This window comes from Chromobacterium sphagni, assembly GCF_001855575.1.
Taxonomy (GTDB): Bacteria; Pseudomonadota; Gammaproteobacteria; order Burkholderiales; family Chromobacteriaceae; genus Chromobacterium; species Chromobacterium sphagni.
Window position 1 is genome coordinate 3460015 of sequence record NZ_MKCS01000001.1, and the last position, 22396, is coordinate 3482410.

Genomic DNA, 22396 nt, shown 5'->3' on the forward strand with positions numbered 1-22396 from the left:
CTGGCTGGCGCGCGCTGCGGATTCTACCGCTTATTTTACGTAAGTGAGCCAGTGTTCGTGTTCGGCGTCCTGGCCCTTGACGATGTTGAAGTAGCGCTTCTGGATTTCCGCGGTGATCGGGCCGCGGCTGCCGTTGCCTATCGGGCGACGGTCCAGTTCGCGGATCGGCGTGACTTCGGCGGCGGTGCCGGTGAAGAAGGCTTCGTCGGCGCTGTATACCTCGTCGCGGGTGATCCGCTTTTCCACCAGTTGCAGGCCCATTTCGGCGGCGATCTGCACCACGGTGTCGCGGGTGATGCCTTCCAGCGCGCTGGTCAGGTCGGGAGTATATAGCTTGCCCTTGCGAACCATGAAGATGTTTTCGCCGGAACCTTCGGCCACGAAACCGTCCACATCCAGCAGCAACGCCTCGTCGTAGCCGTCGGCGGTGGCTTCGTTGTTGGCCAGGATGGAGTTCATGTAGTTGCCGTTGGCCTTGGCCTTGCACATGGTGATGTTGACATGGTGGCGGGTGAAGGAGCTGGTCTTCACGCGGATGCCTTTTTCCAGGCCTTCCTCGCCCAGATAGGCGCCCCACGGCCAGGCGGCCACGATCATCTGCACGTCGTTCTTCAGCGGGGCCACGCCCAGCTTGCCGGAGCCGTAAAAGGCCATCGGACGGAAATAGCAGGATTTCAGGCCGTTGGCCTTGACCACGTCCAGGTGGGCCTGGTTGACCTGTTCCGGAGTGAAGGGCAGGGCCATGCCCAGGATTTTGGCGGAGCGGAACAGGCGCTCGGTATGGTCCTGCAGACGGAAAATGGCTGGACCCTTGGGGGTTTCGTAGGCGCGCACGCCTTCGAACACGCCCATGCCGTAGTGCAGGGTGTGGGTCAGGACGTGGGTGGTGGCGTCGCGCCAGTCCACCAGCTTGCCGTCAAACCAAATATATCCGTCACGATCAGCCATCGACATCTCGGTACTCTCCTGTGTTGTGCTTTATCCGCGCGTCCGGTCCGCGTTAGCCGCAGCCTGCGCTTTTGCCTTGACCGGCCAGTGTATACCGTCGCCGCCGGGCTTGTGAACCCGGCATCAGGAAAAATCGAGCGCTTGCTCGAAAACCTGTTGCCACAGCTGGCAGCCGCGGCTGTAGGCATCGCGCAGGGCATCGTCGACTTCCACTTTCTGCTTGTCGTTGAGCCGGGCGGCGTGTTGCAGCCGGCGGTACAGCCGGTAGGCGGCGCGGGCATCTTCCGCCAGTTGGCGGTCTATCAGGCCGGCCCCGGCCGCCACCGCCAAAAGGGCGATGTTGCCGGTGTTGCCGGTAAAGGCGGGCAGCCGGCTGGCGTGGGCCAGGATCAGGTACTGGACGATGAATTCGATGTCTATGATGCCGCCGCGGGCGTTTTTCACATCGTCCTGCCGGGCCGGGTGGCTGTCCAGCATGCGCTGGCGCATGTCCAGCACCTCCTGGCGCAGCTTTGCCGGATCGCGCGCCAGCGTCAGGATGGCGTGGCGCTCGGCTTCGAACTGTTCGCCGATGGCGGCGTCTCCAGCCACAAAGCGGGCGCGGGTCAGCGCCTGATGCTCCCATACCCAGGCTTGGGTTTCCTGGTATTGGCGGAAGGCGCTGATGGAACTGACCAAGAGGCCGCTGGCGCCGTTGGGGCGCAGGCGCAGGTCGATGTCGTACAACACGCCGGCGGCGGTGGCGCTGGTTAGCCAGGTGGACAGCTTGCGGGCCAGGCGCGAGTAAAGTTCGGCGGCATCCGGATGCGGGTCGTCGTAGAGGAAGATGATGTCAAGGTCGGAGGCGTAGCCCAGCTCCTTGCCGCCCAGCTTGCCGTAGCCTATCACCGCGAAGCGCGGCGTCTCCCGGTGGCGGCTGGAGATGTCCAGCCAGGCGTGGCGCACGGCGGCGTCCAGCACCAGGTCGGCCAGCAGCGACAATTGGTCCGACAGCGCCTCCACCGTCCACATGCCGGCCAAATCCTGCGCCACCAGGCGGAAAGCCTGCGCGTGCTGGAAGTGGCGCAGCGCGTCCATCTTGGCTTCGACGTCGCCATCGGCCTGCGCCAGCTGCTGCTCCAGCTGTCCGGCCAGCTGCGGCCAGTCAGGCGCGGCGTACAGCACGCGCACGTCCAGCAGCTCGTCCAGCAGGATGGGGTGGTGGCTGAGGTAGGCGGACACCCAGGCGCTGGACGAGTACAGCGAGGCCAGCCGCTGCAGCGTCTGCGGGTATTCGGTGAGCAGAGCCAGATAGGAGGCGCGCCGGCTGATGGCCTCCATCAGGCCGATGATGCGCGACAGGGTGTCGTCGGCGTTGGGGAAGCGGGACGCCACCTCGATCAGCGCCGGCATCAGCGCGTCCAGCTTCTTGCGGCCGGACAGCGGCATCTGCAGGTAGCGCTGGCTTTGCGCCAGGCTCTTGAGCTGGCGGGCCACGGCGGCCGGGTCGGAGTAGCCCAGCTCGGCCAGCCTGGTTTGCGTGTCCTGCTCGGCCACGTCCAGCCACAATTCGGCTAGCGGATGGTCCGGGCTATCCTCGCTGGGCAGGATGAATACCTGCTCGAAATGGCGGCTGACCTTGCGGCGCACGTCGGACAGCGCCAACTGGAAGGCGTCCCAGTCGGCGAAGCCCATGCCGGCGGCGATCTTCAGCCGGGTTTCGGGCGCCGAAGGCAGAGTTTGCGTCTGCTGGTCGTCCAGGTATTGCAGCCGGTGCTCCAGATTGCGCAGGAAGGCGTAGGCGTCCTGCAGTTCTTCCACCGCCGATGGTTCGAGCAGGCGCAGCTCGGCGAGCCGGGCCAGGGTGGCGCGGGTGCCGCGCAGCTGCAGCGTCTTGTCGCGGCCGCCGCGGATCAGCTGGAACACCTGGGCGATGAATTCGGCCTCTCTGATGCCGCCGGGCCCCAGCTTGATGTTGTCGGCCATGTCGCGCCGCGCCACTTCGCGGCGGATTTGCGCGTGCAGCTCGCGCATCGCGCCGTAGGCGTTGTAGTCCAGGTATTTGCGGTAGACGAAGGGGCGCACCAGCTGGTTCAGGCCGTCGGCGTCGCCGGTGATGGCCTTGGCCTTGATCCAGGCGTAGCGTTCCCACTCGCGGCCCTGGCTGAGCAGGTAATTCTCCAGCGCGGCGAAACTCATCACCAGCGGGCCGGAGTCGCCGTACGGGCGCAAGCGCATGTCGACGCGGAACACCTGGCCGTCGGCGGTGATGTCGTTGATCAGCGCGATCAGCCGCTTGCCCACCTGGGTGAAGTATTCGTGGTTGCTGATGCTTTTCCCGCCTTGGCGCGCGCCGTCGGTCTCGCCGCTTTCCGGGTAGACGAAGATCAGGTCGATGTCGGAGCTGACGTTCAATTCGCCGCCGCCCAGCTTGCCCATGCCGATCACGATCAGCTGCTGCGCCTCGCCGCTGTCCTCGCCTATCGGCCGGCCGTATTGCGGCAGGGCGGCACAGGCGCAGGACAGCGCCTGGCGGACGGCGAACTCGGCCAGCTGGCTGATGGTGGACACCACCTCGTCCAGGGTGGCCAGGCCGTTGATGTCGCGGCAGATGATCCGGGCCATCACCGCCTGGCGCAGCCGGCGCAGCGCCGGCGTCAGCTGTTCCGACGCCGACAGCGCTGGCCAGTCGGTGAACTCCTGCATATCCTGAAGCAGGAAGGGTTGGTTCAGCTGCAGTTCCAGCCGCAGGCGTTCATCCGGACGGGCGGCCAGGAGGCGCGACAGATATTGGGAAAACTCGCAGCTGCGGGCAATGGCAGCGGCCGTGTTTGCTGGCATAATGACTCCGGACGGTTTAGCGCGGCTGGATAAGCGCCGCGCGGGAGCGCGGGCTGCAGCCGGTTTTCGTTGCCGCATCTTTTCACAACGCCATTGTAACGGTTTGCCATAGTTGAAAAAGCCCTTGTCGCCGTTGTCCCACATCCACGTTTTGCGCGTGCTCAAGCGCAGCCTGCTCGCCCTGGGGCTGCTGCTGCTGTCCGCCTGTGTCCTGTTGTCCGCCGCGTTCGGCGCGTTCACCTTCTGGCTGCTGCCCAATCTCGATCAATATCGCCCGCAGCTGGAGCAGGGCCTGTCCGGCGCGCTGGGACACAATGTCAGCATCGTCCGCCTGGCGGGGCGTTGGCAGGGCGTGGCGCCGCAGTTCGAACTGAACCGGGTGGCCATCGCCAACCCGGTATCGGGTCAGGCGCTTACCCTGAGCAAGGTCACGGTGCAGCCGTCGTGGACGTCGCTGCTGGCGTGGGAGCCGCGGCTGTCGGTCATGGTGAACGGCCCGTCGGTGGAGCTGCGCCGCACGGCCGGCGGCGTGATCTATCTGAATGGTTTCGATCTGAGCAGCGGTCCTTCGTCCGACAATGCGCTGGGCAACTGGCTGCTGCGCCAGCCCGCGCTGGACATACGCAATGCGCGCCTGAGCTGGCAGGACGACAGGCTGGGCCTGCCGCGGCTGGATCTGCAACAGGGCCAGTTGCTGTTGGAGCGCACCTTGCTGGGCCATCGGCTGCATCTGGCCGGTTTGCCGGCCGCCACGCTGGGCAAGGGCTTCGAGCTGGACGCCAGTTGGCGCGGCGATGACATCAACCGCTGGCAGCAGTGGTCGGGTTCGCTGCGGGTTGCGCTCAACGGCGCGCGCGCCGACGTGTGGTCGCGCTATATGCGCGAGCTGGGCGTGCTGCGCAGCGGCGAGGGTGACGGCGTGCTGGAAATGTCGTTTGCCGACGGCAGCGTCGGCAGCCTGCAGGCCGATGTCAATGTGCGCAATGCCGCCTACACCCCGCCTAGCTCGCGCGAGATGGTGTTGCCGCAGCTGCAGGGCAAGCTGCAGCTGGACCGCCAGGGCGATGGCAGCTACAAAATATTCGCCAGCGGCCTGACCCTGGCCAGCGCCACCGGGCTGGCTTTCGACAAATCCTCCATCAAGGGGCAGTGGCGCCCGGGTGCCCAGGGCGGCGGCGAGTTGACGCTGGACAATGTCGATGTCGGCCACCTCAGTCCTTTCATCCACGCCTTGGGCGTGGATGCCAACCCCTTGTTCGCCCGCTTTTCGCCGCGGGGCGCGCTGCATGGCCTGACGCTGGGCTGGCAGGGTCCGGTGGAGGCGCCGCGCAGCTTCAAGCTGAAGTCGCGCTTCGAGTCGCTGGGCTGGCAGCCTTTCGCCGATTTGCCAGGCGTATCCGGCGTGACCGGCAGCATCGCCTTCAGCGAACAGGGCGGTCAACTGAAGCTGGATACCGGCAAGTCCGAGGTGATCTATCCGGCGCTGTATGCGCAGAGCCTGCCGTTCGACAGCCTGGCGGCCGATGTGTCCTGGCGCCAGCAGGGCCCGGCGCTGGACATCGCCTTCAATAAGCTTGTTTTCGCTAATGCCGATCTTTCCGGCAGGTTGCAGGGCACATACCACCACGGTGGCAGCGGCGCCGGCCAGATCGACCTGACGGCGGTGGTCGGAGAGGTCAAGGCTAGCCGGATTCCGGTTTATCTGCCGCATCAGGTGGGAGAACGCACCAGCGCCTGGCTGCGCAAGGCGCTGCTGGACGGCATGGCCCACAATGTGACGCTGAAGCTCAAGGGCAATCTGGACCAGTTTCCGTTTGCCGGCGGCAAGGGCGGCGAATTTCTGGTGGAAGCCGATGTCGAAAAGGCAAAGCTGCTGTACCAGCCCGGCTGGCCGACCATAGACGATATCGACGCCAAATTGAGCTTCCATAATGAATCCATGCTGGTGGAGAGCCCGCGCGCCAGCACGCTTGGCGTGCCCTTGCGCGAGGTCAGGGTGGGAATAGACCAGCTGGGCGCGGCGGTGCCGTGGCTGAAGATAGACGGCCAGATCGACGACAGGCTGGACCGGATGCTGGCCTTCACCACCAAGAGCCCGGTGGACGGTTGGCTGGGCGGCTTCACCGGCAAGATCAAGGCCGCCGGCCCCGCCGGGCTCAAGCTGCAGCTGGCGGTGCCGCTGGCGGGCAATGAAGCCGTCAAGGTGCGTGGCGATATCGATTTCAGGCACAACCAACTGCAATTCACCCAGTTGCCCTTGCCGCCGCTGAGCGGCGCGCAGGGACGGCTGACGTTCACCGAACGCGGGGTGGATAGTCAGGGCGTAGTCGTGCACGCCTTCGGCGGTCCGTTCCGGCTGACCGCCCATACCGGCCCTGACAAGCGCATGCGTTTCGACGTGGGCGGCGAGGCGGACGCGCAGGAGGTGATCCGGCAGTACCTGCCGCCGCTCTCGCCGCTGGTGTCCGGCCGGGCGCGCTTCGATAGCCAGTTTGTGGTCCGCGACGGCCTGGAGAGCCTGTCGGCGTCGTCCAGCCTGAAGGGAGCGGCGCTGGAGGCGCCGGCGCCGCTGGGCAAGGCCGCGGCGGCCGAGCTGCCCCTGCAATTGCAGCTGCATCCGGCGCCGGCCCGTTTCGCGCCGGCCATGCGGCTGGAGTTTGAACTGGGCCGGGCATTGAGCGGCAAGCTGCGACTGGACGAGCATGGCAATCTGCAGGCCGGCGCCCTGGGCGTGGGCCGCGGCTCCGGTGAGTGGCCGGCCGCCGGCCTGGCGGTTCGGGTGCAGCAACCACGGCTGGACTTGGACGAATGGTGGCAGCAACTGTCCAAGCTGGAGGGCGGCGGCAGCCTGCCCCACGACGGTCTGGCGCTGGCGCTGGATATTGACAGCCCGGAACTGGCGGCCCAAGGCTTCACGCTGCATCAGGTCAGCGCCCATGTCTCCAACCGGGGCCAGTCCGAGCAGTGGGCGGTGCAACTGCGTTCGCGCGAAGCGGCGGGCACTCTCAGCTACCGGCCGGGCGAAGGCGGATTGTTGCAGGCCAGCCTGGAGCGGCTGGCCCTGAACTGGCCGCTGCGCGGCGATACGCCGCCTTCCGGCGCGGCGTTGAAGCAGCAGCTGCCGGCGATGAAGATCCATATCGGCGAACTGTCGCTGCAGGGAAGGTCGATAGGCCAGCTCGACATGGTGGCGCGGCGCAATGGCAGCGTCTGGTTGATGGACCCGCTGAGGCTGACTACGCCGGAAGGCAACTTGTCCGGCAGCGCGCAGGTGAACGAACAGGGCGCGGGCAGCGTGGACAGCCGATTCGTGCTGGATATCTCCAACGCCGGCAAGCTGCTGGCCCGCTTCGGCCAGGGCGACGTGTTCCGCAACGGCCAGGGCAAGCTGTCCGGCCATTTGAACTGGCCCGGCGGCTTGAGCGATCTGGATGCCGCCCATCTGTCCGGCCAGCTAGAACTGGACTTCAAGAGCGGCCGCTTCGCCAAGGTGGACCCGGGCGTGGCCCGCCTGCTGGGAGTGCTCAGCCTGCAGTCGCTGCCGCGCCGCATCCGGCTCGATTTCACGGATGTCTTCAGCGACGGCTTTGCATTTGATACTCTGCAGGGAGCGGCCAGCGTGCGCAACGGCGTATTCAACTCCAGCAGGGTGGAGATGAAGAGCCCTGCGGCGGAGGTCACCATCTCCGGCAGCGTCGACCTGGTCAAGGAGAGCCAGGCCCTGAAAGTGCACGTGGTGCCGCATGTGGCGGAAAGCGTGGCGCTGGCCGCCGGCGCCGCCCTGCTCAACCCGGTGGTGGGCATCGCCACGCTGGCGGCGCAGAAGGTGCTGCAGGACCCGGTGGGCAAGATACTGTCGCTCGATTACTCAGTCAGCGGTTCGCTGCAAGACCCGCAGGTGGTGAGAGTGAGCGTGGGCGAGCCGGTCAACATCAAGGGGAAGAAACCATGAAGCAGAAGTTTAACGCCGCGGCGGTGCAGATGGTGTCCGGCTGCGATCTGGCCGCCAATCTGGCCCGGGCCGACCAATTGCTGGCCGAGGCGGCCGGCAAGGGCGCCCAGCTGGCGGTGCTGCCTGAGTATTTTTGCCTGATGGGCGCGCATGAAACCGCCAAGGTGGCGGTGCGCGAAGCCTATGGCGAGGGGCCGATCCAGCAGGCGCTCTCCGATATGGCTCGCAAACACGGCATGTGGCTGCTGGGCGGCACGGTGCCGCTGGCCGCCGACAATCCGGAGAAGGTGCTCAACACCAGTCTGCTCTACAATCCACAGGGTGAGGTGGTTTCCCGCTACGACAAGATCCACCTGTTCGGCTTCACCGGGCAAGGCGAAAGCTACCGCGAATCCAATACCATCAGCGCCGGACAGACGCCGGTAAAGGCTGAGACGCCGCTGGCCGACATCGCGCTGAGCATATGCTACGACCTGCGCTTCCCCGAGCTGTACCGCCTGCTGGCGCCGTTCGACCTGCTGATCATGTCGGCGGCCTTCACCGCGACGACCGGCGAGGCGCACTGGGAACCGTTGCTGAGGGCTAGGGCGATAGAGAACCAATGTTATCTGCTGGCGTCGGCGCAGGGCGGCTTGCACCAGAACGGCCGCAGGACCCATGGCCATTCGATGATCATCGACCCCTGGGGCCGCATTCTGGCCGAGCTGGAGCAGGGCGAGGGCGTGATCGTCGCCGAAATCGATCCCGATTTGATCCAATCGGTGCGCAGCAGCCTGCCGGCGCTGGAGCACCGAGTCATACGTTGAAAGAACTCCGATGCAAGATGCCTTCACCGCTGCAGATGAACTGCTGCTCAAGCCTTACGGTCTGGACGAGTCCGCCATCGAGCAGACCCTGGCGCACATGCGCCGCCATGACATCGATTATGCCGACCTCTATTTCCAGTACACCCGCAACGAGGGCTGGCATCTGGAGGAGGGCATAGTCAAGTCGGGCAGTTTCAGTATCGACCAGGGGGTGGGCGTGCGGGCCGTGTCTGGCGACAAGACGGCCTTCGCCTATTCCGACGCCATCAACCAGGAAGCGCTGACCCGCGCAGCGGAGGCGGTGCGCGCCATCGGCCAAGTGGGCGGAGACGGCAGCGCCGGAGCGGTGGACACGCGCCGTCCCAAATCCCTGTATCCTGCCATCGACCCTTGTCACAGCATGGAGGCCGCCGCCAAGGTGGCTTTGCTGGAGAAGGTGGAACGGCTGGCCAAGGCGATGGATCCGCGCGTGATCCAGGTGATGGCCGGCCTCGCCACCGAGTACGACGTGGTCTACGTCGCTCGCCATGACGGCGTGCGTGCGGCCGATGTCCGTCCGCTGGTGCGGGCGTCGGTGATGGTGATCGCCGAGCAGAACGGCCGGCGCGAGCAGGGTTCGTCCGGCGGCGGCGGCCGTTTCGACCTCACCTATTTCGACGATGCGGTGATCGAACGCTATGTGCGCGAGGCGGTGAAGCAGGCGCTGACCAATCTGGACTCGCGTCCGGCGCCGGCGGGCCAGATGACAGTGGTGCTGGGGCCGGGCTGGCCGGGCGTGCTGCTGCACGAGGCGATAGGCCACGGCCTGGAGGGCGATTTCAACCGCAAGGGCACTTCGGCCTTCTCCGGCAAGATGGGAGAGCGGGTGGCGGCTCCCGGCGTCACCGTGGTGGACGACGGCGTGATGGGCGGCCGCCGCGGCGCACTGGCGATCGACGACGAGGGCAATGCCACCCAGCGCACCGTGCTGATCGAGGATGGCATCCTCAAAGGCTATATGCAGGATGCGATGAACTCGCGGCTGATGCAGGTGGCCGCCACCGGTAACGGCCGGCGCGAATCCTACGCCAGCATTCCGATGCCGCGGATGACCAATACCTATATGCTGGCCGGCCAGCACGATCCGCGGGAAATCATTGCCTCGGTCAAGGATGGCATCTACGCCGTCAACTTCGGCGGCGGCCAGGTGGACATCACCAGCGGCAAGTTCGTGTTCTCGGCGTCGGAAGCCTGGCGCATCGAGGACGGCAAGCTCACCTATCCGGTCAAGGGCGCCACCCTGATAGGCAGCGGTCCCGAGGTGCTGAACTACGTGTCGATGATAGGCAACGATCTGGCGCTGGACCAGGGCGTGGGCGTGTGCGGCAAGGAAGGCCAGAGCGTGCCGGTGGGCGTGGGCCAGCCGACGCTGCGCATAGACGGCGGCCTTACGGTCGGCGGCACCGGCGCCTGATCCGGCCCCTGTCCGGCGCTTGGCCGCCGGACAGGGTTTTTCCCCTTCAGCCGGTTTCTTGTTGTCCGGCCTGGATGCTCAGCGCTAGCGCCAGCCTTTCCAGTCCGATGCCGAATCCGGCGCCCTCGCGGTAGGCTCCTCCACCCACCACCTGTTTTTGCGCGCCAAGCTCCGGCGCCCGCACCTCAAATCCTTCTCCGTCCAAGTAGTAGCTCAACCCGCGCTTGGCCGCGCCATCCAGCTGGTAGCGCAGGCCCAGGCTGTCCAGAAACGCCAGGCACAACTGCCGGCTGCGGCCCAGCGCATCGGCCGGATCCGGGCATAGATATTCGAAGCCGAGCTGGGTGAACTCGCGGTAACGGCCGGCCTGCGGCCGCTCGTAGCGGTAACAGCGGGCGATGTAGAAGAAGCCGGCTTCATGCCTGCCGGCCAGAAGCTCGCGCTTCCGTTCCTGGAGCAGCGCCGTGGCTTCCGGGATCAGGCAGCAGGGGCGGCCTTTCTTGTCGGGAAAAGCCCACATCTGCCCGATGATTTCGCTGCCGCCGGTTTTGGCGATGAAGGTGTCCTGCAACCAAAGCGCGGGTAGGATGGCTTCTTCCGCTCCGGCGTCAATGAAGATGGCTCCGGAAACGGTTCTCCAGCGTTCTTTGCGCGGCGGCCTGCTGGCCGGTGATGATCTGAACGCCTCTTGGCATGGTCATGCTTGTCTCCTGTCGGTTTGGTTGCGCCGGAATGGCGACAATAAAAAAGGCGCCGTGAGGCGCCTGGGGCGGGGCTGGCGGAGGCTAGTGGCTTGTCGTCCGTCCAGCGGCCATCGCCGCGGCGCAGCATTGGCTGCCGTGGTGATGGTGGAATTGGCTGGGAGTCGATCTTTTCATGACTTAAGCATGTTTCTTCCGCGCGGGCCTGTCAAGGACGGCCGCTTGGCTGGCTATTGTGCCAGGCGGCGTGACAGGCGGGGAGGCGGGACTGATCTGCGTCAACACTTCAATGACGTTTTCATTTTATTTTGCTCGCTAAGGCGGACTGCGCTGCGGCGCGGCCAACGCCGGATAGGCGCGTCGACGCGCAACGACCGGCCGGGGAGGCGCCCCTCGGCGGTTATCGGGCAGGCCTGGGCCTGCATGTCAGCAATTGCGTAAGGTTGAGCAGAACATGAACAACAAGCACAAGGCGGGATTGACGGTCTGGATTATGGCGGGATGGGTGGCGATGGCCGGGGCGGTGACGATCACGCCGCCGGGGCCGGGCGGCGCGGCGATTCCGTTTTCCGCGGTGGGGCCGGCCACGGTGGGCAAGTCCGGCGTGGACGTGGATTGCACGGCGGTGTTCAGCGGCACGGTTGACGGCAGCGGCAATGTGCTGATCACCAGCGCCGCGTTCAAGGGGATTCCGGTGTGCCGGATGATCAAGGCCAGCGCCACGCCGGCGGCGCCGTGGGTGGGGCGCGTTACCGCTGCCACGCAACTGGTGATCGACAATGTGTCGGTGAGCGTCAACACGCCGATTCTGGGCGGCCAATGCGGTCCCAGCCTGGTCAACGGGCAGATCGCCGATAGCGGCAGCGAAACGACGATCGCATTGATCAACGCGCCTTTGGCGGGAGGCTGCGCGATTTCCGCCACGCTGACCACCACGCCGTACATGCATGTGACGCCGTAGGCACGTGACGGGGGTAAAGGGCCGGGCGCGGGATGGCCCGGCTTGTCATCCCTGCAGTTGCAGGCCGGCGGCGGCCAGCGCGTTGACTTGGTCTGGCGACGCCAGCCGCCGTTTGTGGCCGGCGAAGCCCTCGTACAGCGCCAGATGGCCGCTGTGCGAGCAATGGCCGCGGCGGACGCCGTAGTTTTCGGCCCAACTGAGCAGCGCCTTGGCAGAGGCCTCGTCCTGCGGCCTGCCCATGTGCAGCGCTTGCGCCGCCAGGCGCGTCTGCAGGCGGGCTCGGCACAGCGTCCAGTCCGCGTCCAGCCAGATCAGCGCATCGGCCTGGGGCAGGAAGCGGGCGGCCAGATCGCCGAATACGCCTTCGGCGATCCACCCGGATTGGCTCAGGGCGGCGCTGATCATGCCGTCCACTTCCTCCGCCGGGCGCGGCGCTCGAAAGCCGCCCTGCTGCCAGAACAGGTGGTCCAGATGGATCAGCGCGGCCTGATGGCGCTCGGCCAGTCGGGAGGCCAGCCAGGTTTTGCCGCTGCCGCTGTTGCCGATGATGACCAGTTTCATGGAGGATTTTCAGCTTTGTGGATGGCGGACACCGTAATGGATACGCATCAGGCTGACAAGCCGGTCGCGGCCCGTTCCCGGGGCGGGACGACGGCGTCGCCGGCGCGCCACCAGCGCCGCGTGGCGCGCAGCGCGTAGGCGCGGCGGTAGGCGGTGGGAGTGAGGCCGGTCTGGCGGCGGAACAGGCGGCGGAAGGAGCTGGCGTCTTCGTAGCCGCATTGCTCCATGATGCCCTGCAGGTCCGCGGTGGTGACCTCCAGCAGCAGCTTGGCCCTTTCCACGCGCAGTTGTTGCAGGTATTCCAGCGGCGTCATGTCCGCCACCTCGCGGAAGTGGCGCAGCAGGGTGCGGCTGCTTACGGCGGCGGCTTCTGCCACTTTGTCCAGGCTGTAGGGCTCGGTCACATGTTGTTCCAGCCAGCGCCTGGCCTTGCACACCGGGCTGTCGCGGGTGGGGGTGCCGAGCAGCGGCAGGGTCTGGCCCGACTGCTCGAAACGGGCCGGTTGATACAATAGCCCGTTGGTACAGCTCTGCGCCAGCTCGTCTCCGGCAAAATGGCGGACCAGCTCCAGCGCAAGATTGATGGAAGAAGCCGGCGCGCCGCTGCAGAAGATGTTGCCGTCGATGGTGACTGGGCGGTCCATCAACAGCCGCACCTTGGGGTGGTGGCCGGAAAACCAGCCGGCGATCAGCCAGGTGATGGTGGCGTTGCGCTCATCCAGTATGCCGGCGCGGGCCAGCATGGCGGCGCCGTTGTAATTGGCGGCGATGATGTCTCCGGCGGCATGGCGCCGGGCAATCAGCGCCAGCGCGGCGCCTGAGCGGTCCAGTTGTTGTTTGAGGTGGGGAACGCTGTCCATGTCGATGCCCGGCACCAGCAGGACGGATTGGCCGGCTTGCGCGCTTGGGGCGCCGGATTGGGAGCAGAGCCAGGGCGGCAAAGGGAGGGTGGCGCCGTCGGCATCCAGCAGGCGCCACAGGAAACGCGGCGTTTTCTGGCGCGGGTGGCGCAGATGCCACAGTTTATTGGCAGCCTGCAACACGTCGATGGCCGAAAACAGCGTTCCTCCGAGACAGTTGGGCAGGTAAAGCAGGTCTACGCATGTGCTCATGATGGTCTGCCTTGGCGATATCCGCTTTAACCTTGGCGAAGCCGGCCGGCAAAATCAAGACTGATTGCATGTTGTTTTGTATTTGATTATTCCAAATGCAGAGTCGGCGGCGCAATCGCTGCCTTGCGCCAGCAAGCTGATTGCTGGCGATATCAACCCGCCGAATGGCCATCCTCCCCCCATCTTCGTCGCCACTCCGTTCATAAACTGAAGTCAGAGCTGCGCCCAGGCCGGTTTTGGCCGGCAGGCGCCGCCATCGCCACCGCATGGAAACGGAGTGTCGACATGTGCAATCTGCCAGGGGTCATTCCCGCCATCAAACAACACGAAGAGCAGTTCATCGCCATCCGCCGCAATATCCATTCCCATCCGGAGTTGGGTTTCGAGGAGGAGGCCACCAGCAGACTGGTGGCGGAATCGTTGCGGGCCTGGGGTTACCAGGTGACTGCGGGTCTGGGCGGCACCGGCGTGGTGGGGCAGCTGCGCTGCGGCAGCGGATCGCGCAGCATGGGCATCCGCGCCGACATGGACGCGCTGCCCATCCATGAGGAAACCGGCCTGCCTTACGCCAGCAAGCTGCCGGGCAAGATGCACGCCTGCGGCCATGACGGCCATACCGCCATGCTGTTGGCGGCGGCGCGGCACCTGGCCGAGAGCCGTCAGTTCGACGGCACGCTCAATCTGATCTTCCAGCCGGCGGAGGAAGGCCAGGGCGGCGCGGCGCGGATGATGGCCGAAGGTCTGTTCGAGCGTTTCCCCTGCGACGCGGTGTTCGCCATGCACAACGGCCCCACCTTGCCGGTGGGCAGCTTCATCGTGCAGCCGGGCGTGCTGGCGGCGTCGGCCGACATCGTCTCCATCACTCTCACCGGCAAGGGCGGCCACGGCGGCATGCCGCATACCTGCGTCGATCCCATCGTGGCGATGGCTTCCATCATCCTGGCGCTGCAGACCATCGTGTCGCGCAATCTGCCGCCGGATCAGCCCGCGGTGGTGACGGTGGGCTCGGCGCATGCCGGCAGCGCCAGCAATGTGATTCCAGACAGCGCGCAGCTGGAGCTGACGGTGCGGACCTACAGCCCCGCGATCCAGCGGCAGATCGAGGCGCGGCTGCGCGAGCTGGTGACGCTGCAGGCGCAAAGCTATGGCGTGGAGGCGTGGATGGATTGGAAACCAGTGACGCGGGTGCTGGTGAATACGCCGCAGGAAACCCGCATCGCGCGCGAGGTGGCGGAGGGCATGGTGGGGCCTGCGGGCATCGTGCCGCTGCCCGCAGGCGCAATGGGCGGCGACGATTTTTCCTGGATGTTGGAAAAGGTGGCTGGTTGCTACGTGGTGCTGGGCAATGGCGTGGGCAGCAAGGGCGGTTGCATGATCCACAACCCGGGTTACGACTTCAACGACGAGATCCTCAGCCTGGGCGCCAGTTACTGGGTAAAACTGGCGGAGGCCTATCTGAAATAGCAGCGCCTCTGCAAGGCGGCGCAATCGGCGTCGCGAAAACAACAATGAGGAGCAAGGCGGATGAAGCGGATGCATGCATGCAGCCCACTGGTATGGTTGTTGGCGGCGGGGGCCGGCCACGCGGGCGAGATCACGGTCAGCACTCTGCCGTCCGGCCTGGGCGAAGGCAGCCGGTTCGACTGGGGGGCGGTCCAGCTGGAAACCAAAGGGGCGATGGCGCTGGGCAGCGTCTACCGGATGGAGAACCCCAATCCGGTTTTCACCAGCCACGCCAATCTGATGGACTCGCTGAACGACGGCGATCTCAACTACCGGCGCGGCGATCTGGTGTCGGAATCGTGGCAGGGCTACCTGCAGGGCGATCTGCGCTACCGCGATGCCGGACTGTTCGTCAGCGGCAAGGCGTGGTACGACTACGGCCTGATCCACGACGCGGTTCCGCACGGCCATGCGCCCAATGCTTATGTTGCCGGTGCGCCGCTCAACGACGCCGGTTTTACCCAGCTGGGGCGTTTCAGCGGCGCGGTGCTGGACGACGCCTATGTGTATGGCCGCTACCAACTGGGGCAGTCGTCGCTGTTGCTGCGGCTGGGGCAGCAGGTGATTCCCTGGGTGACGCCCACCACCATCCTGGGCGGCATCCAGCAGGTGAATGCGATGGATTTCAATGCGCTGGGCCGCTCCGGCACCATCCCGGAAATGGTCAACATCCCGGCGCCGGCTTTCTACGCCAAGCTGGGGGCCACGCCGCGGCTGACGCTGGACGGCTATTACCAGTTCAAGTTCGAGCCCAATGCCTATCCGGCTTGCGGCGCATTCTACTCCGGCAGCGACTACGCCCAGCCCGGCTGCAACAAGCTCACGCTCAACGGCAGCCTGCTGAGCATGCTGTTGCGCCGCAATGTCGTCACCAGCGACCAGCAGTCGGCGGCCAATCCGCTCGATTACATCCAGCGCGCGCCGGACGACAAGCCCTATGGCGGCGAATACGGCGCCAGCATCAGCTATCTGTTTGACGGCGTAGGCCAACTGGGGTTGTTTTATTCCAACCAGACCAGCCAGATGAGCTTCAACCAAATGGTGAGGACCGGTCCCGGCGTGCTGCTGCCGGCGGCCGCCAATTTGGGGCTGGCCGCGCCTACCGGCATCGCCGGCCAATTCCGCCGCAGTTATCCCGACAACATTCATATGTTCGGCGTCAATTTCAAGACCAGGCTGCCGGGCGGCACCGGCATCTACAGCGAATTCAGCTATCGGCCCAACCAGCCGGTGGCCTGGAACGGCGCGGACTTCCTGTACGGCGTGCTGACCGGCACCGGGCCGCTCGGTTATCTGGCGCACACGCCGACCGGTTATCTGGCGCGCGGCTACGACACTTTTCACAGCAGCCAGTTCTCGCTGGGCGGCCAGCAGCCGTTGGGCAGGGTATTGGGCGGCGAGGCCAGGCTCTCCGGCGAGGTGGGGGTGAAATATCTGTCCAGCCTGCCCGACCCGTACGCGATGCGCTATGGCCGGGTGGGATTTGGCCAGGCGCCCAGCGCGGCCACGCCGTCCTGTAGCGGAACCGGGGCGACTTGCGCGCTGGATGGCTTCGTCACATCGGTGTCCTGGGGCATTCGCGCCAAGCTGGAGGAGCGCTATGCCGGCGCGCTGCCGGGGCTGGACCTGATGCCGTCGCTGGTGTTGGGCTATGACGTAAAAGGCTATTCGCAGGACGGCCAGTTCATGGAGGGACGACGCAGCGCGCTGTGGCGGCTGCAGGGCGAATACCGCAAGCGCTATGTGTTCGAGCTGCTATATCTGGCCACCGGCGGCGGCAACTACAACACGCTGTCGGATCGCAGCCTGGCGATGGTCAGCGCGGGAATCAAGTTCTGAGCCGGCTGTTGCGGCGCGAGAGGCCGAGAGGAACGCTGGACATGCAAGTTAATCCGATGGAATGGGTGGCCTATCTTAAATATGCTCTGAATGATCCGTACAAATACTAGCTCTGTTCTTTTGATCAGTTATGTTCGTACATTACGCACTATTACCAAGATATCTAGCATGTGATTGCTGCAGATCGCTTGTCCTTCCCGGCCGGCCGCATCCAATCACCGGAGGGATATTATGGATACCGCGCCCAGGCAAACCGGATTCCCGGCCAACATCTTCAAAATGGGAAGCCGGGTCCGGCTGGTCGACCGTCAGCAGTTGTTCGGCCATCGCGCCCTCACCATCTGGCTGACCGGCCTGAGCGGCGCCGGCAAGTCAACCATCGCTTACGAGCTTGAAGCCAGGCTGGTCCGCTCCGGTTTTTCCGCCGTGGTGCTGGACGGCGACAACCTGCGTCACGGACTCAACCGCAACCTGGGTTTCAGCGCGGCGGAGAGGCAGGAGAACATCCGCCGCGTGGCGGAAGTGGCGCGGTTGATGAACGACGCCGGCTTGATTGTGATCAGCGCCTGCATTTCGCCGCTGTGCAGCGACCGCGAAGCCGCGCGCGGCATCGTCGGCGAGCACAAATTCGCCGAGGTCTATGTCAGCACTCCGCTGGCCATTTGCGAACAGCGGGATTGCAAGGGCTTGTACGCCAAGGCCAGGGCTGGCGAGCTTGCCCAGTTCACCGGTATTTCCGCGCCGTACGAGGCGCCGCGCAATCCGGTGCTGGAGCTGGACACCGGCGCGCTGCGGCTGGATGAATCCGTCGACATGCTGTTTTGCATGGCGCGGCACTGTTGCAGCCCGCTGGCGGAAGTGGAAAGGTATGACCATGAGTATCACATCTGACGCGGGCCGGCCGTTGCCGGCGCTGATGATTCCGCTGCGCCGCTGCGGCAGCCACGCCTTGCGCCTGCGGCTGAATTTCAGCCGGGAGTTCTATTCGCCTTATCCGCTGCATATCGTCGATTTCATGCCGCTGCTGCCTTTGTATGGCGATCTGTCGGATGACCGCGCCTATTTCCAGCTGATCGTGGATGTGGTGGGCTTGCAGACGGTCAGCATGGTCAAATGGCCGAACGTGGTATTCGATCCGGTGGAGATCTTCGAAGCGATCGGCGATCGGCCGCGCAGCGTGCATCAGGTGGTATGGGAGCTACTGCTGCGGGCGGGGGAGCACAGTCAAGCCAAGGTGGTGATGGACAAGTCGCTGGACAGCGTCCATTACGCCGACGAGTTGCTGACGCTGTTTCCGCGGCTGCGCTTCCTCAATGTGGTGCGCGATCCGCGCGCGCAGGTGGCGTCGATCAACCGCGCCATCCTCCATGATTTCGATACCGTGCTGAACGTCCGCACCTGGCTGGCGGCCTACCAGGCGGCGGACCGTCTGCTGGTCCACCAGCCTGACAAGGTGCTGACCATACGCTACGAGGACTTCCTGGCCGACCAGCAGGCCATCCTGCGCCAGGTGTGCGATTTCTTCGGCATTTCTTTTCTGCCGCAGATGCTGGATATCCGCAGTTCGGCGGAGGCCGCGCAGATTTCGCAGTTGTCGGCGCTGTGGTCTTCCAATCATTTTCCGCCGATTGCGGCGCATGCCGACAAATTCAGGCAGCAACTGTCGATGCGCGAGATCGAAATCATTGAAACCGGCTGCCGCGACTACATGCAGCGCTACGGTTATCCGATGCTGACGCCGGCCCAGTTGCCGATTACGGAGGAATTGGCGGCTGCCGCCGAAGCGCACTCCAGCCGCGCGCGCCAGCACGCTTGGGATGACCTCAAGCGCGACAACTACCGCGACTACATTCTCCGGCAGGGCCGGGCCGACTACCTGGCCGGCTTGCGGCAAAGACTGCTGCGCAATGCGGCGATATCGCCGACCGGCTTGGCGGAGGCGCCTGCGGCGCGGATGGCGGATACGCATTGAGGCTTGGCCGTCAGGGCGTAGATTCACGCATTGCTGTTCATCAACGGTCGGGGGATGACGGCGGAAGAGCCGGCGGAAACGCGCTATGCCGTGGGCTCTAATGTCGGCAGCAGCTTGAGGGAGTTGCAGAGCTGGACGCTGATCCGCATCATCGTGGCAGAGCGGCAGCGATGCCAGATCGAACCCGCGCTGCAGGTGCTGCGCGCATGCATGGCCAGTTGGATTGCTGCCAGGCCGGCTATCCCTTTCCTCCCATGGTTCTCCATGCGCGTCCTCCATACCTCCGACTGGCATCTTGGCCAGAATTTCATCGGCCAGACCGGCCAGGCGGAGCATCAGACGTTCCTTGTCTGGTCGATTGCTTAGCCGAGCCGGTCTGAGGGCATCGGGCCTGGATGTGTCGGGTTGATCGGGAGCACGGCGTCCGGAACTTGCCGTTAGGGGGCGTCCCCGGCTTCGGGTTTGGAAGAGAGGCGTGGATCCCGCAGCCATAATTTTTGTTGGCAAGCATGTGTCTTCATGGTTAAAATGTTTGATAAGATAGATATTGTATCGAACCATATTTTGGAAATTTCGATGTCCATGATGAATTTGAATGATCAAGAGGTGGACCGGGCCTTGAGGGACACCATGGGTGAGTCGGGAAACCTGCGCCATGATTCGCGCCGCAAGACCCTGATCATTCTCGGCCTGGCCGCGGCTTGCCTGCTGGAGGCGGTGGCTCTGGTCGCGCTGGCGCGCAAGGAGGCGCCGCTGCCGCAGTTCACCGCGGTGACGCCGGATGGCCGTCAATATCAGCTGTTGACCAGCAACTCTCCAGTTTTCAATGAGAACCAGGCTGGAGCATGGATCGCTTACGCCCTGCCCCAGGTGCTGAATTACAACTGGACCGAGTTGGAGCCTCATTTCTCCGACGTCTCGCGCAAGTACTTCACCGAGGATTCCTGGCTGACCTTCAAGAGCCAGCTGGAAGCGGCGGGGACATTCAAATCGGTACTCGATAGCGAGCTGATCAGCAATATGAAGCTCTCCAGCTCACCCATCCTGGTCGGGAAGGGGCAGCAGGCCGGCGTCGAGGCCTGGGAGTTCGAGGCCAGCGGGACGCTCAGCTATCTGAACCGCACCAAGCGCGCGGACAATCAGATGAAGTTCAAGGTGGTGGTCGGGCTGGTGGCGGCCGGAGGGACGAAAGACTATCGGATTCTCGCCCTTTACATGGTCAAGGACAGGGGGTGAGGGACGTGAGAAGTCAGATTGCAAGCCGGGTCTTGCTGATTGCGGCCTGGGCGGTGTCCCACGCGGCCGCGGCGGCTCAGCCGGGCGATCCGGCCGGCGGCCAGTTTTATACCAATAGCGCTAGCGATCCGCGGCTGGCGGTGCAGGCGCCTGCGGCTGCGTCGGCTCAGTCGGGCAGGCAGCAAACCAGGGATCCGCTGCAGAGGGCGATGGAAGCTGATCCGGTGTTCGGTTCGGTGATGAAGGAGGCGGTGCCGTTCGATCCGGGCCAGATCCGGATGTACCGTCGTCAGGTGGAGAAGGTGGAGAAGATGAAGGACTCTCCACCGGTATCGGGCGAGCAACGGACGATTCCGGTTCGCCCTGGGCGGACCGTGGACCTGACGGTGGCGGTGGGCTATCCGGTGACGGTGCGCCTGACCGATGTGGCGGGACAGCCGCTGAAGATTTCCGGCAGTGTGCCGGGCATGGCTTTTCTCACTATTCATCCCATTCCGGGCGATGCCCAGTCGTCGCCCGCCGCGCAGGTCGGCGCACTGGCGGGGGCGGCCGGCCTGGCGCCGGCGTCGGCAACATCCGGCGGCGACGCCAAGGACGCCATCGTGATCGATTCGTCCGGTTCCGGCTCGACTTCGCTGACGGTATTCGCCGCCGGTTCCTTCCGGCCGGTTGTGATCAAGGTCAGATCGCTCTATCCGAAAAGCGGCGAGCGGGTGGATTTCGCGGCCGACCTGCGGTTGACCTGGATGGGCGGCGACGCGTTGAACCGCGGCGATGAATACCAGTCGCCGCTGTCGGGCACATTGATGGCGGTGCTGAAGGAAACCGTAGGCGATGAAATGCAGACGGTGTCCCACACCGGCGGCGATGCGGTCAAGGTCTGGAAGCGGCTGTCGGACAACCGGGTTTTCGTCAAGGTCCGTCCTGGGGTGACCCTGCTGTCGCCGCGCAACTTCCGCACCAGCACCCGCGACGACGATGGCGGCTCGGCGTACGAGTTCGATTACCGGCCGTCTTCGATGGTGACGGGCATGGCGGGCACTTCGCGCGCAATTGTCATTCGATGGGGCGGCTATGAGCAATAAGTCGGACATGGTGGATTTCGGCAATCAGCCCAAGGGCCCTGGCGGCAAGGATGCCGGCAAGTTGCGGCTGATCATTTTCGGTGGCGTGGCGATCGCCTTTTTCGCCGCCATGCTGGTTTACAAGAAAGTCAGCGCGCCCAAGGATGCCGGGCGGGAATCGGCGGCGATGGCCAGTACGCCGGAGAAGATGGCCGACACAGGCACGGCAGACGCCGGCACGCTGGCGGTGGCGGACGACCATAGCCAGCCGGCGGTGTACGGTACCGCCGACGCCTTGCTGAACAGCCAGCGCGATGGTCGGCAGAAAGACGCCATCGCCAGCGGCGGCGCGTATGTGGCCGAGGTGGGCGCGTTGAGCGACCGGGGCGATCCGTCTTCGGGTTCCGGCGGGCAGATGCCCCCCATTCCCCAGGGGCCGTCTTTGCAGCCGTTGCTGGATGCGGCGGCAGTGCAGAAGCAGAGTGCGTGGTTGCAGAAATTCCAAAACAACCGCGCAAAAGGCGATGCGCCGCAACAGGAGCGCAAACTGGTGAACTGGTACGGCGGCGCGGCCGCGGCGCCGTCGGCCGGGCGCTTCGATGGCGGCGGCTCCGACGGCGCGCGGCCGCAGAAGGGCGCCAGGGTGGCTTTCATGGGCGAGCGCGTGGCGGCGGTGACGCTGAATGAAACTTCGTCCTACCAGACGGGCACCACGGTGATGGTGCGGATCGTGGAAGACGGCGCCAAACGCGATGCCCAGCTGTTCGGCACGTATACCGAAGGCTATGACGCGCTGGTGGTCAAACTGAACAAGATGCGATTGGCGGATGGCCGCGTGGTGCCGGTGGATGCGGTGCTGGTGGATAAGGAGACCAATTCCCAGGCGGTGGCCAGCGCGGTGAAAGGCCATTATCTCGACCGTTTCGGCATGATCGCGGCTGGCGCCTTTCTGGGGAATTACGCCACGGCGCTGACCAGCGGCGGCGAAACCACGGTGGTGAACGGCGGCGCGGTGACAACCGTGCCCAAGATTGACCAGCCGGCCAAGTACGCGGTGGGCAAAACGGTGGAGGCCGTGGCCCAGGTGGCGACGGCGGGGGCGGCTAGATTCAACAAATCGGAGGTGATTCTGGGCAGAAGTGAACTGATAGGCGTTCTGTTTCTTGACGATGCATTTACCGGGGGGCAGTGATGTTTGATCAAACCTTGCTGGCGGGAGACGCGTTGGCGGCGGGCAATGCGATACGCGAGGTAGTGTATGCGCTCAGTCAGTTGCTGGGTCTGGCGGCGATGGGCAGGGCGGGATGGACGATGTACAAAAGCGGCGATGCCCGTTTCACTCAGGCGGGCGATGGTTGGAAAATATTCGTGCTGTTTCTGTCCGGCATATTTCTTTATTACATGGAGGACGCTTGGGCCTTGGTGCGCAACACCTTTCCCAGTCTGTCCTGATAACGCAGCCCGATGA

18 protein-coding genes are annotated in these 22396 nt (G+C 64.9%); 13 read left to right on the forward strand and 5 right to left on the reverse strand.

Annotation, left to right across the window (positions count from 1 at the left end; genetic code table 11):
* Positions 1 to 30: 30 nt before the first annotated feature.
* Positions 31 to 954: a branched-chain amino acid transaminase gene (locus BI347_RS15695; RefSeq protein ID WP_071116283.1), complete on the reverse strand. Its 924-nt coding sequence runs from the start codon at positions 952 to 954 to the stop codon at positions 31 to 33.
* 117 nt (positions 955 to 1071) lie between these two features.
* On the reverse strand, positions 1072 to 3912 hold the full coding sequence (gene glnE, locus BI347_RS15700; RefSeq protein ID WP_338032394.1) for a bifunctional [glutamate--ammonia ligase]-adenylyl-L-tyrosine phosphorylase/[glutamate--ammonia-ligase] adenylyltransferase: 2841 nt from the start codon (positions 3910 to 3912) through the stop codon (positions 1072 to 1074).
* Here glnE and BI347_RS15705 point away from each other — a divergent pair.
* The 3 genes from BI347_RS15705 to tldD are packed head-to-tail and all read left to right on the forward strand — an operon-like array spanning position 3893 to position 9979.
* Complete coding sequence (locus tag BI347_RS15705; RefSeq protein ID WP_158020801.1) at positions 3893 to 7720, forward strand: YhdP family protein; 3828 nt, start codon at positions 3893 to 3895, stop codon at positions 7718 to 7720. The two genes, glnE and BI347_RS15705, sit on opposite strands and share 20 nt — an antisense overlap.
* Positions 7717 to 8526, forward strand: coding sequence for a carbon-nitrogen hydrolase family protein (locus BI347_RS15710; RefSeq protein WP_071116285.1), 810 nt, complete (start codon positions 7717 to 7719; stop codon positions 8524 to 8526). Before BI347_RS15705 ends, BI347_RS15710 begins: the two co-directional genes overlap by 4 nt.
* Before the next feature lie 10 nt (positions 8527 to 8536).
* Complete coding sequence (tldD, locus tag BI347_RS15715; RefSeq protein WP_071114685.1) at positions 8537 to 9979, forward strand: metalloprotease TldD; 1443 nt, start codon at positions 8537 to 8539, stop codon at positions 9977 to 9979.
* Positions 9980 to 10025: 46 nt separating this feature from the next.
* Here the strand turns inward: tldD and BI347_RS15720 are convergent, their stop codons facing one another.
* Positions 10026 to 10550, reverse strand: coding sequence for a HisS family protein (locus BI347_RS15720; protein WP_420837170.1), 525 nt, complete (start codon positions 10548 to 10550; stop codon positions 10026 to 10028).
* A 584-nt stretch (positions 10551 to 11134) separates the two neighbouring features.
* Between BI347_RS15720 and BI347_RS15725 the strand changes: the two genes are divergently transcribed.
* A complete protein-coding gene (locus tag BI347_RS15725) occupies positions 11135 to 11641 on the forward strand; it encodes a hypothetical protein (RefSeq protein WP_071116287.1) in 507 nt (168 codons plus the stop codon).
* A gap of 45 nt (positions 11642 to 11686) precedes the next feature.
* On the opposite strand, the gene BI347_RS15730 is transcribed toward BI347_RS15725, so the two are convergent.
* Entirely contained in the window at positions 11687 to 12202 is a 516-nt protein-coding gene (locus tag BI347_RS15730) for an AAA family ATPase (protein WP_071114742.1), read from the reverse strand.
* Between the two features lie 47 nt (positions 12203 to 12249).
* The gene (locus BI347_RS15735) at positions 12250 to 13314 is read right to left on the reverse strand and encodes a GlxA family transcriptional regulator (protein WP_071116288.1); all 1065 of its coding nucleotides are present in this window, start codon (positions 13312 to 13314) and stop codon (positions 12250 to 12252) included.
* A gap of 285 nt (positions 13315 to 13599) precedes the next feature.
* Here BI347_RS15735 and BI347_RS15740 point away from each other — a divergent pair, with 285 nt between their 5' ends.
* From BI347_RS15740 to BI347_RS15780, 9 genes are all read left to right on the forward strand, one after another.
* On the forward strand, positions 13600 to 14778 hold the full coding sequence (locus tag BI347_RS15740) for a M20 aminoacylase family protein (RefSeq protein ID WP_071114744.1): 1179 nt from the start codon (positions 13600 to 13602) through the stop codon (positions 14776 to 14778).
* Between the two features lie 60 nt (positions 14779 to 14838).
* Positions 14839 to 16656: a DUF1302 domain-containing protein gene (locus BI347_RS15745; protein WP_071114745.1), complete on the forward strand. Its 1818-nt coding sequence runs from the start codon at positions 14839 to 14841 to the stop codon at positions 16654 to 16656.
* 231 nt (positions 16657 to 16887) lie between these two features.
* Positions 16888 to 17547 carry an adenylyl-sulfate kinase gene (cysC, locus tag BI347_RS15750; RefSeq protein ID WP_071116289.1) on the forward strand — a complete coding sequence of 220 codons (660 nt, stop codon included), beginning with the start codon at positions 16888 to 16890 and terminating at the stop codon, positions 17545 to 17547.
* Positions 17531 to 18628, forward strand: coding sequence for a sulfotransferase family protein (locus BI347_RS15755; protein ID WP_071116290.1), 1098 nt, complete (start codon positions 17531 to 17533; stop codon positions 18626 to 18628). Before cysC ends, BI347_RS15755 begins: the two co-directional genes overlap by 17 nt.
* A 30-nt stretch (positions 18629 to 18658) precedes the next feature.
* Positions 18659 to 18994 carry a hypothetical protein gene (locus BI347_RS24280; RefSeq protein WP_071116291.1) on the forward strand — a complete coding sequence of 112 codons (336 nt, stop codon included), beginning with the start codon at positions 18659 to 18661 and terminating at the stop codon, positions 18992 to 18994.
* Between the two features lie 216 nt (positions 18995 to 19210).
* Positions 19211 to 19864: a DotI/IcmL family type IV secretion protein gene (locus BI347_RS15765; RefSeq protein ID WP_158020802.1), complete on the forward strand. Its 654-nt coding sequence runs from the start codon at positions 19211 to 19213 to the stop codon at positions 19862 to 19864.
* Between the two features lie 5 nt (positions 19865 to 19869).
* Positions 19870 to 20949 carry a DotH/IcmK family type IV secretion protein gene (locus BI347_RS15770; protein ID WP_139167101.1) on the forward strand — a complete coding sequence of 360 codons (1080 nt, stop codon included), beginning with the start codon at positions 19870 to 19872 and terminating at the stop codon, positions 20947 to 20949.
* Complete coding sequence (locus BI347_RS15775) at positions 20939 to 22120, forward strand: DotG/IcmE/VirB10 family type IV secretion system protein (RefSeq protein ID WP_139167232.1); 1182 nt, start codon at positions 20939 to 20941, stop codon at positions 22118 to 22120. The genes BI347_RS15770 and BI347_RS15775 overlap by 11 nt, the downstream gene beginning before the upstream one ends.
* Positions 22120 to 22380 carry a hypothetical protein gene (locus BI347_RS15780; protein ID WP_071115016.1) on the forward strand — a complete coding sequence of 87 codons (261 nt, stop codon included), beginning with the start codon at positions 22120 to 22122 and terminating at the stop codon, positions 22378 to 22380. Before BI347_RS15775 ends, BI347_RS15780 begins: the two co-directional genes overlap by 1 nt.
* Positions 22381 to 22396: the final 16 nt, after the last annotated feature.